At 70.3% G+C, this 13783-nt stretch carries 14 protein-coding genes and 1 tRNA gene; 6 read left to right on the top strand and 9 right to left on the bottom strand.

Translation table 11 applies throughout. The annotated features are described in order from the left end of the window. Nucleotides 1–304: 304 nt before the first annotated feature. Nucleotides 305–380: transfer RNA gene (locus tag AC1RN0_RS08525), tRNA-Ala, on the bottom strand. Between the two features lie 142 nt (nt 381–522). On the opposite strand from AC1RN0_RS08525, the gene AC1RN0_RS08520 reads away from it, so the two are divergent. The 6 genes from AC1RN0_RS08520 (at nt 523) to AC1RN0_RS08495 (ending at nt 4302) form a co-directional block, all read left to right on the top strand. After that, nucleotides 523–837 carry a YggT family protein gene (locus AC1RN0_RS08520; protein WP_492786995.1) on the top strand — a complete coding sequence of 105 codons (315 nt, stop codon included), beginning with the start codon at nt 523–525 and terminating at the stop codon, nt 835–837. Between the two features lie 4 nt (nt 838–841). After that, nucleotides 842–1126, top strand: a complete 285-nt coding sequence (locus tag AC1RN0_RS08515) for a DUF167 family protein (RefSeq protein ID WP_492786994.1) — start codon at nt 842–844, stop codon at nt 1124–1126. 3 nt (nt 1127–1129) lie between these two features. Continuing rightward, complete coding sequence (locus tag AC1RN0_RS08510) at nt 1130–2041, top strand: aminotransferase class IV (RefSeq protein WP_492786993.1); 912 nt, start codon at nt 1130–1132, stop codon at nt 2039–2041. After that, on the top strand, nt 2038–2766 hold the full coding sequence (locus AC1RN0_RS08505; protein ID WP_492786992.1) for a sulfotransferase-like domain-containing protein: 729 nt from the start codon (nt 2038–2040) through the stop codon (nt 2764–2766). Before AC1RN0_RS08510 ends, AC1RN0_RS08505 begins: the two co-directional genes overlap by 4 nt. A 68-nt stretch (nt 2767–2834) precedes the next feature. Then, a complete protein-coding gene (gene trhA, locus AC1RN0_RS08500) occupies nt 2835–3491 on the top strand; it encodes a PAQR family membrane homeostasis protein TrhA (RefSeq protein WP_492786991.1) in 657 nt (218 codons plus the stop codon). A 49-nt stretch (nt 3492–3540) separates the two neighbouring features. Next, on the top strand, nt 3541–4302 hold the full coding sequence (locus tag AC1RN0_RS08495) for a COG4705 family protein (protein ID WP_492786990.1): 762 nt from the start codon (nt 3541–3543) through the stop codon (nt 4300–4302). Here AC1RN0_RS08495 and AC1RN0_RS08490 read toward each other — a convergent pair. The 8 genes from AC1RN0_RS08490 to AC1RN0_RS08455 form a co-directional block, all read right to left on the bottom strand. Next, nucleotides 4299–4988: a response regulator gene (locus tag AC1RN0_RS08490; protein WP_492786989.1), complete on the bottom strand. Its 690-nt coding sequence runs from the start codon at nt 4986–4988 to the stop codon at nt 4299–4301. The two genes, AC1RN0_RS08495 and AC1RN0_RS08490, sit on opposite strands and share 4 nt — an antisense overlap. Continuing rightward, complete coding sequence (locus AC1RN0_RS08485) at nt 4985–7666, bottom strand: DUF4118 domain-containing protein (RefSeq protein WP_492786988.1); 2682 nt, start codon at nt 7664–7666, stop codon at nt 4985–4987. The genes AC1RN0_RS08490 and AC1RN0_RS08485 overlap by 4 nt, the downstream gene beginning before the upstream one ends. Then, nucleotides 7663–8250 (bottom strand): potassium-transporting ATPase subunit KdpC, encoded by a 588-nt coding sequence (gene kdpC / locus AC1RN0_RS08480; protein ID WP_492786987.1) that lies wholly within the window; start codon nt 8248–8250, stop codon nt 7663–7665. The genes AC1RN0_RS08485 and kdpC overlap by 4 nt, the downstream gene beginning before the upstream one ends. A gap of 10 nt (nt 8251–8260) precedes the next feature. Next, on the bottom strand, nt 8261–10333 hold the full coding sequence (gene kdpB / locus AC1RN0_RS08475; RefSeq protein ID WP_492786986.1) for a potassium-transporting ATPase subunit KdpB: 2073 nt from the start codon (nt 10331–10333) through the stop codon (nt 8261–8263). Nucleotides 10334–10362: 29 nt separating this feature from the next. Further along, complete coding sequence (gene kdpA / locus AC1RN0_RS08470; RefSeq protein WP_492786985.1) at nt 10363–12069, bottom strand: potassium-transporting ATPase subunit KdpA; 1707 nt, start codon at nt 12067–12069, stop codon at nt 10363–10365. A gap of 22 nt (nt 12070–12091) precedes the next feature. Continuing rightward, on the bottom strand, nt 12092–12178 hold the full coding sequence (gene kdpF / locus AC1RN0_RS08465; protein WP_492787016.1) for a K(+)-transporting ATPase subunit F: 87 nt from the start codon (nt 12176–12178) through the stop codon (nt 12092–12094). A 230-nt stretch (nt 12179–12408) separates the two neighbouring features. Beyond that, nucleotides 12409–13029, bottom strand: coding sequence for a DUF4360 domain-containing protein (locus AC1RN0_RS08460; protein ID WP_492786984.1), 621 nt, complete (start codon nt 13027–13029; stop codon nt 12409–12411). A gap of 46 nt (nt 13030–13075) precedes the next feature. Continuing rightward, entirely contained in the window at nt 13076–13633 is a 558-nt protein-coding gene (locus tag AC1RN0_RS08455) for a DUF4360 domain-containing protein (RefSeq protein WP_492786983.1), read from the bottom strand. Nucleotides 13634–13783 lie beyond the last annotated feature (150 nt).

The following is a 13783-nucleotide window of genomic DNA, read 5'->3' as shown; positions in this document are numbered from 1 at the left end:
CCCGACCTTCTCGACTAACGCTGCCGGCACTCTGAGCCGGAGATAGAAGATCCTTCCCCTGACGATCAGTCCGGACGGTTGCCGCCGGAATCGTGAGCCTGACGGTGCCTGGGACCGTAGAAGCGGTTGAGAGAGCCGTTCGGACGGTTCGGGACCGTTGTGACCCACGGCTGTGTTACAGCCGGGATCGCCGGAAAACCTTATCGAGTAAGGGTTTGAATGGTCTTCGGAGGAACCCTTGTGACACACGCCTGTGTCACAGAATGGGTCCTGATTGCCATCAACCCCTTGTCCAGTAAGGGATTGGTGGAGCCGAGGGGAATCGAACCCCTGACCTCCTCATTGCGAACGAGGCGCTCTACCATCTGAGCTACGGCCCCCTTCCAGGAAGGGAAGCGGCGCACATATGGCCGGGTCGCCTTGCCTGTCAAGGCTGGGTGACGCGGCGGGGGGCTCGCGCGCCTTGCCGCCCCCCGGCCCGGCGGATAGAAGCAGGCGCAACACCCACCGGAACCCCGCTTCATGGCTGCCATCGTCGGCTTCGTCTTCTTCATCATCAACAGCCTGCTGGGATTGCTGATCCTGGCCCTGGTGGTCTCGGCGATCCTGTCGTGGCTCGTCGCCTTCGACGTGGTCAACCTGCGCAACAATGTCGTGCGGCAGATCTACTACGGGCTCGAGCGACTCACCGATCCGCTGCTGGCGCCGATCCGCCGCTTCGTGCCGTCGCTGGGCGGCATCGACCTTAGCTTCCTGATCCTGTTCCTGATCATCCAGGGCATCCTCAAGTACCTGTCGCCGGCGGCCGAAGCGTCGCTCCTGTCGCTCGTCGGCTGAGCCCATGCGGCTGGCGGTCCGCCTGACGCCGCGCGGCGGCCGGGACGCCATCGACGGCTGGGCCAGCGGCCCCGACGGCCGCCCCTACCTCAAGGCCCGGGTCTCCGCCCCGCCGGTCGAGGGCGAGGCCAACGCCGCCCTGACCGTGCTGCTGGCGAAGACGCTGGGCGTCAGCAAGTCTTCCGTGCGCATCGCCGCGGGCCAGACCGGCCGCCTGAAGTCGGTCGAGCTCGACGGCGTCACCGAAGCCGATCTGGCCGCGATCTTCGGCCCATCCCCCGGAGCCTGACCCATGGCCGGCAGCCAGGACTTCACCGCCGACCCGCGCAACGCCAGCGCCCGCATCTGGCTGAACGGCGCGCTTGTGACCCGTGACGAGGCGAAGGTCTCGGTGTTCGACGCCGGCTTCGTCGTCGGCGACGGCGTCTGGGAGGGACTGCGGCTCCACAAGGGCCGGCTGATGTTCCTGGACGCCCATCTGGACCGGCTCTACGCCGGGGCGGCGGCGATCAACCTCGACATCGGCCGCTCGCGCCTGGGGATGATCGACGCCCTCGACGAACTGATCGAGGCCAACGGCATGGAGGACGGCGTCCACCTGCGCCTGATGGTCACCCGCGGCGAGAAGACCGGCGCCAACCAGGACCCGCGCAACGCGCTCGGCAGGCCGACCATAGTCATCCTCGCCGAGTGGAAGGTTCCCAGCCCGGCGATCGTCACGCGCGGCCTGTCGCTGTTCACATCGTCGATCCTATGCAGCCCGGCCAACATGTTTGACATGCGGCTGAACTCGCACAGCCGGCTGAACCTGATCCTGGCGCTGAACGAGGCGATCGCGGCGGGGGCCGACGAGGCGCTGATGCTCGATCCGGCGGGCTTTGTGTCCAGCTGCAACGCGACCAACTTCTTCTGGGTCCGGGACGGCGAGGTACGGACCTCGACCGGCGACTTCTGTTTCAACGGCGTGACCCGGGCCAACGTCATCCGGCTGTGCCGCGACAACGGCATCCCGATCCGGCTGGACAATTTCGACGTCGAGGACGCGCGCGGGGCCGACGAGGCCTTCGTCACCGGCACCTTCGGCGGGCTGACGCCGGTGCGGGAGATCGACGGCCGTGACCTGCCGCTGGCCCTGCCCGGCCCGGTGACCGCCCGGCTGCGCGCCCTGTACGAGGCGCTGAAGGACGCGGAGGCCGCCCGGTGACCGTGCGCATCGCCATGTGGTCGGGCCCGCGCAACATCTCCACGGCGATGATGCGGGCGTTCGAGAACCGGCCCGACGCGGCGGTCAGCGACGAGCCCTTCTACGCCGCCTATCTGGCGGAGACGGGCCTCGACCATCCGATGCGCGACGCGGTGCTGGCCAGCCAGCCGACCGACTGGCGCGCGGTCGCGCAGGCCATGGCCGGGGAGGCCCCGGGCGGCGCGCGGGTCTGGTACCAGAAGCACATGACCCACCACATGCTGCCGGATTTCGGGCTGGAGTGGACGAAGGCCTGCCGCAGCGCCTTCCTGATCCGCAGCCCCGAGGCGGTGCTGGCCAGCTACACCGTAAAGCGCGAGCAGGTGACCCTGGCCGACATCGGCTTCGAGCGGCAACGCGAGCTGTTCGAGCGCGAGGCCGACCGGCTGGGCGCGCCGCCGCCGGTGGTCGAGGGACGTGACGTGCTGGCCGATCCGCGCGGGACGCTGGGCCGGCTCTGCGCTGCGCTGGGCATCGGCTTCGACGACCACATGCTGGCCTGGCCGGCCGGACGACGCGACAGCGACGGCGTCTGGGCCCCGGCCTGGTACGACGCGGTCGAGGCCTCGACCGGCTTTGGCCCGCCGCGCCCCGAAGCCGGCCCGGGCGACCTCAACGACGACCTGCGGCGCATCGCCGACGCCGCCCGCCCGCACTACGCGCGGCTGGCGGCCTTCCGGCTGTAACAATCACTCGCCATCTGTGCTCGCGCCGACCTATCGGCCGTCACAATCGGCGCGTACGGTGACAGCCCATGGACCTGCCGCCCCGCCACTACCCGACCGCCGCCGCGAAATGCGCGGACCTGATCGTGCACATCGCCGGCCTGGCGCTGGCGCTGTTCGGCGGCGGGACGCTGCTGGGCCTGTCGGTGGCGCACGGCGGCGGCGGCCGGATCGCCTCGGTGGCCGTCTACGCCGTCGGCATGGCCGTGATGCTCGGCTGCTCGCTGGCCTACAACTTCGGCAAGGCGCCCTGGCGGCCGCTGCTGCGACGGTTCGACCACGCCGGCATCTTCCTGATGATCGCCGGCAGCTACACCCCCTTCACCACCCAGAGCCTGACCGGCGGCTGGGCCATCGGCATGACCAGCGCGGTCTGGGGCCTGGCGCTGCTGGGCATCGCCGGCAAGCTGTTCCTGCCGGGCCTCGGCAAGGGCTTCTGGGTCGCCCTGTATCTGGCGCTCGGCTGGGCGGTGCTCATCGCGCTCAAGCCGATGATCGCCGGGCTGTCCTGGGTGGCCCTGTTGCTGCTGGCCATCGGCGGCCTGCTCTATTCGACGGGCGTGATCTTCTACCTGATGAAGCGGTTCAAGTTCCGCCGCGCGGTCTGGCACGGCCATGTGGTCGCCGCCGCCGCCGTCCAGTACGTCGCCGTGCTTGTCGGCGTGGTGCTGGCCGGCGCGCACTGAGGCCGATCGCGCCCTTTTTGCGCCGCGCCCGGCGAGCGATAGTCGCCGCATGACCCGAACCGATCCGACCCGCGACCTCGCCAGCAAGGCGCCAGCCGTCACCCTGGCGTTCTGGGTCATCAAGATCCTCGCCACGACGCTCGGCGAGACAGGCGGCGACCTGCTGTCGATGACGCTGAACGTCGGCTACCTCGTTAGCACGGTGATCTTCTTCGCCGTCTTCGTCGTGGCGGTGGCGGCGCAGATCCGGACGAAGCGCTGTCACCCGTTCCTTTATTGGGGTGTCATCCTGGCCACGACCCTGGCCGGCACGACCCTGTCCGACTACCTCGACCGCACCGCCGGGCTCGGCTACGTCGCCGGCGCGGCCCTGCTGGCCACGGTGCTGGTCGCGGCCCTCGTCGTCTGGCGGCTGACGCTCGGGACCATCGCGGTCGATCACATCAGCGACCCGAAGGCCGAGACCTTCTACTGGGTGACCATCCTGATCTCGAACACCCTGGGCACGGCGCTGGGCGACTTCCTCGCCGACAGTTCGGGGCTGGGCTTCCTCGGCGGCGCGCTGCTGATCGGCGCGCTGCTGACGCTGGTGGCGCTCGCCTGGTGGCGGACGAAGGTCTCGCACACGGTGCTGTTCTGGCTGGCCTTCGTGCTGACGCGGCCACTCGGCGCCACGGTCGGCGACCTGCTGACCAAGACCCACGCCAAGGGCGGGTTGGGCCTCGGCACGATCCCCGCCTCTCTGGTCATCGCGGTGGTGCTTCTGGTCCTGATCATCGCGACGACGCGGCGCAGGACCGCCCCGGCCTAACCCATCCAGCGATAGCCGACGCCCGGTTCGGTCAGGATCAGGGTCGGGGCCGACGGATCCGGCTCGAGCTTCTGACGGATCTGGCCGACGAACACCCGCAGGTACTGCACGTCCTGTTCATGGGCCGGCCCCCAGACCGCGGTCAGCAGCTGGCGATGGGTGACCACCTTGCCGCCGCCCTCGATCAGCTGGACCAGCAGGTCGTACTCGCGCGGCGACAGGCGGATGGTCTCGCCCGCCCGGGTGACCAGCCGCTTGATCAGGTCGATGCTCAGGTCGCCGACGGTGATCACCGGCTCTGCGCCCTTGACCTGCAGCCGGTGGCGCAGGGCCACGCGCAGGCGCGCCAGCAGCTCGCCGACCCCGAACGGCTTTTCCACATAGTCGTCGGCCCCGGCGTCGAGGGCGTCGATCTTCTCCGTCTCGCGGTCGCGCGCCGAGAGGATGATCACCGGCCCGTCGTAGAAGGCGCGCGCCTTCCGCAGGGCGTCCTTGCCGTCCATGTCCGGCAGGCCGAGGTCGAGCACCACCGCGTCGGGCGGCTTGCGGGCGATCTCGCGCAGCCCCGCCGTCGCATCGTCGGCCCGGACAGGCTCATAGCCGGAAGCCTCCAGCGCCGGCCCGAGGAAGCGGTGGATCTGCGGCTCGTCGTCGATGACGAGGATGCGGGGGCGGTAGGCGGTCAAAGCATGTGGCCCGGGGTGACGGTTTCCTTGCGCAGGCTGATCAGGATGCGCGTCCCGCGTCCATCATGGATCGGGCTGGCGGCCGCGATTCGTCCGCCCATGGCCTCGACAAAGCCCTTGGCAATGGCCAGGCCCAGGCCCGCGCCCTTGCCGCGGTCGGTCGACTCCTCCATCCGCCGGAAGCGCTCGAACACCCGCTCCAGCTCGGCCGTCGGGATGCCGCGACCCTCGTCCTCGATCGAGATGACCACATTGCCCCGGTCCTCGTAGGCGGCGGTCTCGATGGTCGAGCCGTCGGGGCTGTAGGCGATGGCGTTCTCGAGGATGTTGACCAGCGCCTGCTCGAGCAGCGACGGATCGGCCATGATCATCGACAGCTCGGCCGGGAAATCGCGCACCAGCCTGCGGCCCTCCAGCCGGCGTTCCACCCGGGCGATGGCGGCGGCCAGCACATCGCGCACGTCGGTCCAGTCCTTGCGGGTCTTCAGCGCCCCGCCCTCGAGCCGGGTCATGTCGAGCAGGTCGCCGACGTAGCGGTTCAGCCGCTCGGCCTCCTCGCGGATCGACAGCAGCAGGTCCGTGCGGACCTTCGGCTGCATCGACTTGCCGAAGTCGATCAGGGTGGTCACCGCCCCCAGCACCGTCGACAGCGGCGTTCGCAGGTCGTGGCTGACCGAGTTGAGCAGGGCCGACCTGAGCCTGTCGGAGCGGCGCAGGGCGTCGGCGTCGGCGGCCTCGGCGGCGAACTCGGCGCGTTCCAGAGCGATGGCGCCCTGGTCGATCAGGGCAAGGGCGAACCGCTGGTCCTCCTCGGCGTCGAGCGCGCGGGGTTCGAGCGCCGCGACGCCGGAGCGGGCCTTGACCCCCTGCAGCGGCCGGAAGGTCCAGGCGGCGTTGGGCAGGGTGCCGGTGCCGGCGCCGGCGGGCTCGCCTTTTTCCCACGACCAGCGCGCGGCGGCCATGTCGGCCGTCGACAGGGTCTCCATCGCCGGCGCGGCGGCGACCGCGACGATGTCGCCGCCCGAGGGCAGGAAGACGATGGCCTTGCCGCCCGTCGCCGCCGACAGCTGTTCGGCCAGGGCGGCGGCGGCGTCCTCCTTGCGCGCCGCGCCGGACAGACGACGACTGGCGGCCAGCAGGGCGGAGATCGCCGAGGCCCGCCGCGAGGTCGCCCGCGCCTGGTCGCGCACCCGGCCGGCCAGCCAGCCGGTGGTCAGGGCCGCGGCGAAGAACACGCCGAAGGTCAGCACGTCGCCGGGGTGGCCGATCAGGAAGGTCAGGCGCGGCTCGAGGAACAGGAAGTTGTAGACCACCGCCGCCAGGCCCGCCGCGGTCAGCGCCGGCCACAGGCCGAAGGCCAGGCCCGAGCCCATCACGCTGAGCATGAAGATCATCGCCAGGTTGGCGTTCTCGACGCGGCCATCCATCAGGCTTGCCGCGCCGACCGCGAGGGCCACCAGCCCGATCGCGCCGAGGTGCCCGCGCCAGGCGATCGGCCCGCGCGGCCGCGGCGGCCGCGCGACGGGCCGGTCGTCGGCCCCGGCCTCGGTGATGATGTGCAGCGCCGCGCCGGAGGCCTCCTCGAGAAGCGCCGGGGCGAGCGACCGGCCGAGCAGGCCGCGCCACTTCGACCGGCGCGACTTGCCGATGACGATCTGGGTGACGTTGTTGCGCCGGGCGTGCTCGAGCACCGCCGAGACCAGATCGTCGCCGGTCAGCACCACGGTCGAGCCGCCCAGCTGTTCGGCCAGCTTGAGCGCCTCGTTGAGCCTGACCCCGCCCATCGCATCGCCGGCGGCGCGGTTGGGCCGCTCGATGTGGGCGACCGTCCAGGGGGCGTCCATCATCATGTCCGACAGCCGCCGCCCGGCCCGCACCAGCGAGCCGGCCATGGCGTCGGGACCCACGAGCACCAGGATGCGCTCGCCGGCGGCCCAGGGGCCCACGACCCCGGCCGCCTTCATCGCCTGGGTCAGCTGGTCGTCGACCGTCTGGGCCGCCCGGCGCAGGGCCAGTTCCCGCAGGGCCGTCAGGTTTTCCGGCTTGAAGAACCGGTCGGCGGCCAGCCGCGCCGTCTCCGGCACATAGACCTTGCCCGCCGCCATCCGCTCACGCAGCTCGGTCGGGGTGATGTCGATCAGCTCGATCTCGTCGGCCCTGGACAGGGCGCTGTCGGGCACCGTCTCGCGCTGGCGCACACCGGTGATCTTCCAGACCACGTCGACCAGGCTTTCGAGGTGCTGGACGTTCAGCGTGGTCCAGACATCGATGCCGGCGGCCAGCAGTTCCTCGACGTCCTGCCAGCGCTTGGGATGGCGCGAGCCCGGCGCGTTGGAATGGGCGTATTCGTCGATCAGCAACAGCCCCGGCCTGCGCGCCAGGGCCGCGTCGATGTCGAACTCCATCAGGGTGTGATCGCGATAGTCGATCGGCCTCCGCGGCAACACCTCGAGCCCCTCCAGCAGGGCCTCGGTCTCGCGGCGGCCGTGGGTTTCCACCACCCCTACAAGCACGTCGCCGCCGGCCGCCTGGAAGCGGCCCGCGGCGGCGAGCATCTCGTAGGTCTTGCCGACCCCCGGCGACATGCCGAGGAACACCTTCAGTCGCCCTCGACCATGACGCCCCGCTGTCGCCAGCAGGGCGTCGGGGTCGGGCCTGGGAGGTTCGCCGGGACTCATCGCGCCGGAGGTTGCGCCGCCGGGAAGCGGGCGTCGAGCGCCAGATTGGCCTTCAGCACATTGACGCGCGGCTGGCCGAGGAAGCCGAGCGTCGGGCCGGTCGTGCCGGCCAGCAGGACTTCCCGCACCCGGGCAGGAGTCACGCCCCGGGCGTCGGCGATCCGCTGGACCTGGCGTTCGGCGTAGGCCGGCGAGATGTCCGGGTCGAGACCCGAGCCCGAGGCGGTCACCGCATCGACCGGGATGGCGGCCTTGCTCTCGGCCCGCAGGGCGTCGGCGTCGATCTTCACCCGGGCGGCGTAGTCGGGGTTCATCGGGCCGTAGTTGGAGCCGGACGACGCGGCGGCGTCATAGCCCTTGCCGGCGGCGGACGGGCGGGGGTGCAGGTATCCGGGCGCGGCGAACCCCTGGCCGATCAGACCCGAGCCGACGACGCGGCCGGCCCTGTCGGTGACCAGCGAGCCGTTGGCCTGGGCCGGGAACACGGCCTGGGCGACGCCCGTCACGGCCAGGGGGTACCCCAGGCCCAGCAGGGCGGTGAAGAAGACCATCGAGACGATGGCGGGACGGATTTGCGACAGCATGGCGGGATCCTCAGGCGAGGCCGAGTGTGGAGACGATCAGGTCGATCAGCTTGATGCCGATGAACGGCGCGACGAGGCCGCCGAGGCCGTAGAGGGTCAGGTTGCGGCTCAGCAGCTTGCCGGCGCCGATGGCCCGGTACTTCACCCCGCGCAGGGCCAGCGGGATCAGGGCCACGATCACCAGGGCGTTGAAGATCACCGCCGAGAGGATGGCGCTCTCCGGGCTGTGCAGACGCATGATGTTCATCGCTCCCAGCGCCGGCAGGCTGACCACGAACATCGCCGGGATGATGGCGAAGTACTTGGCCACGTCGTTGGCGATCGAGAAGGTGGTCAGGGCGCCGCGGGTGATCAGCAGCTGCTTGCCGACCTCGATGATCTCCAGGACCTTGGTGGGGTCGCTGTCCAGGTCGACCATGTTGCCGGCCTCGCGGGCGGCCTGGGCGCCGGTCTGCATGGCCACCCCGACGTCGGCCTGGGCGAGCGCCGGGGCGTCGTTGGCCCCGTCGCCGCACATGGCCACCAGCCGGCCCTTGGCCTGTTCGGCGCGGATCAGCCGCAGCTTGTCCTCCGGCGTGGCCTCGGCGAGGAAGTCGTCGACCCCGGCCTCCGAGGCGATGGCGGCGGCGGTCACCGGATTGTCGCCGGTGATCATCATCGTCCGCACGCCCATGCGGCGCAGGTCGGCGAAGCGGTCCTTCACGCCCGGCTTGACCACGTCCTTGAGGTGGATGACCCCGACCAGCACGCCGGTCTCGGTCACCGCCAGCGGCGTGCCGCCCGACCGGGCGATCCGATCCACGGTCTGACGGAACTCGACCGGCGTGCGGTCCTCCGCCAGGTCCAGCGACTTCAGCACCGCGTCGACCGCGCCCTTGCGCCAGGAGGCCTTGCCGGCGTCGAGGCCCGACTGCCGGGTGGTCGCCGAGAAGGCGATGAAGGTCGAGCCGGCCGGCGCCTCGGCGGTCATGCCGTGCTCATGGGCCAGGTCGACGATCGAGCGGCCCTCGGGCGTCTCGTCGGCCAGCGAGGCCATCAGCGCCGCCCGCAGCGCCACTTCCGGCCGCACGCCGGGGCAGGCGACGACTTCCGTGGCCATCCGGTTGCCGAAGGTGATGGTGCCGGTCTTGTCGAGCAGCAGGGTGTCGACGTCGCCGGCGGCCTCGACCGCCCGTCCCGACGTGGCGAGCACATTGACCTTCAGCAGCCGGTCCATGCCGGCGATGCCGACGGCGCTGAGCAGCCCGCCGATGGTCGTCGGGATCAGGGTGATGAACAGGGCCCCCAGCACCATCGGGTCCAGCTTCACGCCCGAATAGGCGCCCAGCCCCAGCAGGGTCACGACCGCGATCAGGAACACCAGGGTCAGACCGGCCAGCAGCACGGCCAGGGCCAGTTCGTTGGGCGTCTTGCGCCGGTCGGCGCCTTCGACCATGGCGATCATCCGGTCGAGGAAGGTCGAACCCGGCTGGCTGGTGATGCGCACCTTGATCCAGTCGGAGACGACGGTGGTGCCGCCGGTCACGGCCGAACGGTCACCGCCGCTTTCGCGGATGACGGGGGCGGATTCCCCGGTGATGGCCGCCTCGTTGACGCTGGCCACGCCCTCAATGATCTCGCCGTCGGACGGGATGACGTCGCCGGCCTCGACCAGCACCACCTCGCCGACGCCGACCTTGTGCGCCGGGGTCGGGATCCAGGTGCCGGTGGTCGGGTCGATCAGCAGCTTTGCCTTGGTCGTCACCCGCGCGGCGCGCAGGCTGTCGGCCGCCGCCTTGCCGCGGCCTTCGGCGACGCTTTCGGCGAGGTTGGCGAACAGCACGGTCGCCCACAGCCAGCCGGCGATCTGCACCGGGAAGCTCGCGGACTGGCCGCCGCTGATGGCGGCCACGGCCGAGACCGTGGCGAGGCCGGCGACGACCTCGGTGGCGAGGATGACCGGATTGCCGGTCAGCCTGCGCGGGTCGAGCTTGATGAAGGCGTCCTTCGACGCCCGCAGCAGGACGGCCGGGGAGAGACCGGCGGCGCCGATGGCGCCCTTGGTGCGGCGGCCGTGGTCGTCGGCGGTGGTGGTGATGGACATGTCAGGCGTCCTTGAGGATCAACGGGGGATCAGTGCGCCGCCGCCAGCACCTGGAAGTGCTCGACGATCGGGCCCAGCGCCAGGGCGGGGAAGAACTGCAGGCCGCCGAGGATCAGGATGATCCCGATCAGCAGGCCGACGAACAGCGGGCCGTCGGACGGCAGGGTGCCGGCGGTCGGGGCGAGCTTGGGCTTGGCGGCGATCGATCCGGCGATGGCCATCACCGGCACGATGTAGGCGAACCGGCCCAGCAGCATGGCGATGCCCAGGGTGGTGTTCCACCACGGGGCGTTGGCCGTCAGCCCGGCGAAGGCCGAGCCGTTGTTCCCCGCCGCCGAGCTGTAGGCGTAGAGGATCTCCGACAGGCCGTGCGGGCCGTGATTGAGCAGGCCGGCCAGGCCCGCCGGAAGCACCGCGGACGCGGCGGAGAAGCCGAGAATCGTGACCGGCAGGATCAACACCGCCAGCATGGCGAACTTGATCTCGCGCGCCTCGACCTTCTTGCCGAGATACTCGGGCGTGCGGCCGACCATCAGCCCGGCGACGAACACGGCCAGCAGGGCCATGACCATCATGCCGTAGAGGCCCGAGCCGACGCCGCCCGGCAGGATCTCGCCCAGCTGGATCATGAACAGGGCGATCCCGCCGCCCAGCGGGGAATAGCTGTCGTGCATGCCGCTGACCGCGCCGTCCGACGCGCCGGTGGTGAAGGCCGAGAAGACCGCGGTCGAGGCGGCGCCGAAGCGGACCTCCTTGCCCTCCATGTTGACCGGAGCGTCGACGCCGGCGGCGATCATCGCCGGCTGCGGCGTCATCGTCTCGGCCGCGTAGAGGCCGCCGGCCGCGGCGGTCACCAGGATGACCATCGCGGCCGCCAGGGCCCGGGCCTCCTTGCGGGCGATGACCACCCGGCCGAAGGCGAACACCGCCGCCAGGCTGAGCACGTTCATGCCGGCGGTTTCGATCAGGTTGGTCCAGGCGTTCGGATTCTCGAACGGGTGGGCCGAGTTGGCGTTGAACACGCCGCCGCCGTTGGTGCCGAACTGCTTGATGATCTCCTGGCTGGCGACCGGGAACAGGGCGAGCGTCTGCTTCGCCCCCTCGACGGTGGTCACCTCGACGCCCGAGGCCAGCGACTGCGGCACGCCGAGCGCCACCAGCACCAGGGCGAAGACGAAGCTGACCGGCAGCAGCACGTAGAGGGTGACGCGGGTCACATCGACCCAGAAGTTGCCGAGGGTTTCGCCGCGATTGGCGACGAAGGCCCGCGCCACGGCGGCGGCGACGGCCAGGCCGGTCGCGGCGGAAACAAAGTTGTGCACCGTCAGCCCGGCCATCTGCGAGAAGGTCGAGACCGTCGCCTCCGGCGCGTAGGACTGCCAGTTGGTGTTGGTCACGAAACTGACCGCCGTGTTGAACGCCAGGTGCGGCGACAGGCCGGCGAAGCCCTGCGGGTTGAACGGCAGCAGGCCCTGCAGGCGCAGGATGCCGTACAGCAGCGCGAACCCGGCGGCGCTGAAGGCCATCACCGAAACGGTGTAGGCGAGCCAGCCCTGGCCTTTGCTCCCATCAACGCCGAACGCGGCGTAGGCCACGCGCTCAACCGGCTTGAGGATCGGGTCCAGCCAGGTGCGTTCGCCGGTCCAGACCCGCGCGAGATAGACGCCGAGCGGCACGCTCAACGCCAGTGTGAGGCCGATCGTGAAGACGATCTCGGCCCAGCCCCGCCAGTCCATGCGAGGTCTCCCTTTTGAATGATCAGAACCTGTCGGGGCGCAGCAGCGCGGCGACCATGTAGACGGCCAGTCCGATGGCCGCGGCGGCGTACAGCAGTGTGACGAGCATGGCCGTCAGACCTTGCGCAGCAACGCGGCATAGAGGCCGAAGAGCGCGAACGCCCCCAGCCCCAGCGCGAGAAACAGGATATCGGCCATGTGACCCTCAAGGCCGGCGACAGGCCGGCGGTATGGAGAGGGTGTGCGCCCGATGGCCGTCAGGGCGCGAGACGGGCCTTGGGGCCCGCGCATAAGGACGGCGTAAGGAAAAGGCCGGACACCGGGTCCGGCCTGATCAGCCTAGCGTCTGCGGAACGTGACGCACTTTTTCTTGTCGAGGTGGAACACGACGCCCCCAACGGGCGCGCCATCCAGCGAGTCGAGCGACATCGTGGTTTCGCCGGGCTCTCGCGCAGCCCTCAGCGTCAGCGACGCCCGAAGACTGAGACTCGCCCTGGACCCGCAGCCGATGCGGGACATCAGGCCGCCGCCGATCGTCTCACTGAAGACATAGTCGTCCTCGCTGGGACCGGCGATCATCCGGTGGAACGACTTGAACCAGCCGGACGAGCCCAGGCCGTAGTCGATCTGGAGTTCCCCCACCTGGCCGGGCTGGAGGCGGGCGAACCCGCGGTAGTCGACCTTGTAGACCCCCAGGGAGAAGCCTTCCGGCAGCGTCAGGGGGACCTGAAGGTCGCAGGCGACCTGGGCGGAATATCCGCCGGTGCGGCCCGTGACGGCCATGTTGTCGAACAGCACCGACAATGTGTCGCCGTCCGGCGACATCACCACGCTGTAGCTGATGTCGCCGCATCCGCCGCCGGCGACAACCGGCGGCGGGGCGGCGTGGGGACCTGCCTGGGCGTGCGCCTGTGACGCGGAGGCCAGGGCGATTGCGGCGACGACGGCCGACCATCTCATGGGGAATATCCTTCCTTGCGCCGACGGTCGGCCGTTATTGATGCGCCTAGCGGCAGGCGCGCCACTGCAGGTGATAGACGATGGCGGCGTTGACATCCTCGGAGTCGACGGTGGCCATGGCCTCGGCGTTGCGCACGGTGCTGATGCGCATGCTCGAGTTGGTCCGCAGGTTCACGTCGGCGCCGCAGGCCGACCAGACGACGCTCTCGGCCTGGAGTTCGTTGCTGATCGTGTAGTCGGAGTCGAGCGGACCGCCGAAGTTGCGGCGGAAGGCGGGGCCGCGGCTGCCCGCGAAGAAGTATTCGACGTTGAATTGGGAAGAGGCGCCGGCCGGCAGGTGGTTGAAGCCGCGATAGTCGACGGCGAGGACGGCCACGCTGTAGCCCTGCGGCACATGGACGGGGATCGCCACGTTGCAGCTCTTGCGGTCGAACGAACGACCGGTCGTGCCGCCGGCGGACACCGCGTACTCGTCGAAAATCAGGCTGAGGGATTTCTCGTCGGGGCTCAGCGTGGTCGAGACGCTGCCCGAGGGACAGCCGGTGCCGCCGTAGCCGGGAACGCCGAGGCGGATGTCGTCCTGCGCGCTCGCAGAACCGGCCATGGCCAAGGCTCCGAGGGCGATTGCCCCGATAAGCATCGTTTTCATTGTACCGCTTCCTGATCCTTGCCGTCCGACATGGACGGGCTGTGTCCGATCTAGGCCGCGGTCGCTGAACTCGTTCTGAGATCGATTTTCAGCCGAGGTTCAGGT

Source organism: Caulobacter sp. GW821-FHT12F03 (genome assembly GCF_058806855.1).
Note: the sequence above shows the minus strand (reverse complement) of the source record. Positions and strands in the feature narration are given on the sequence as shown.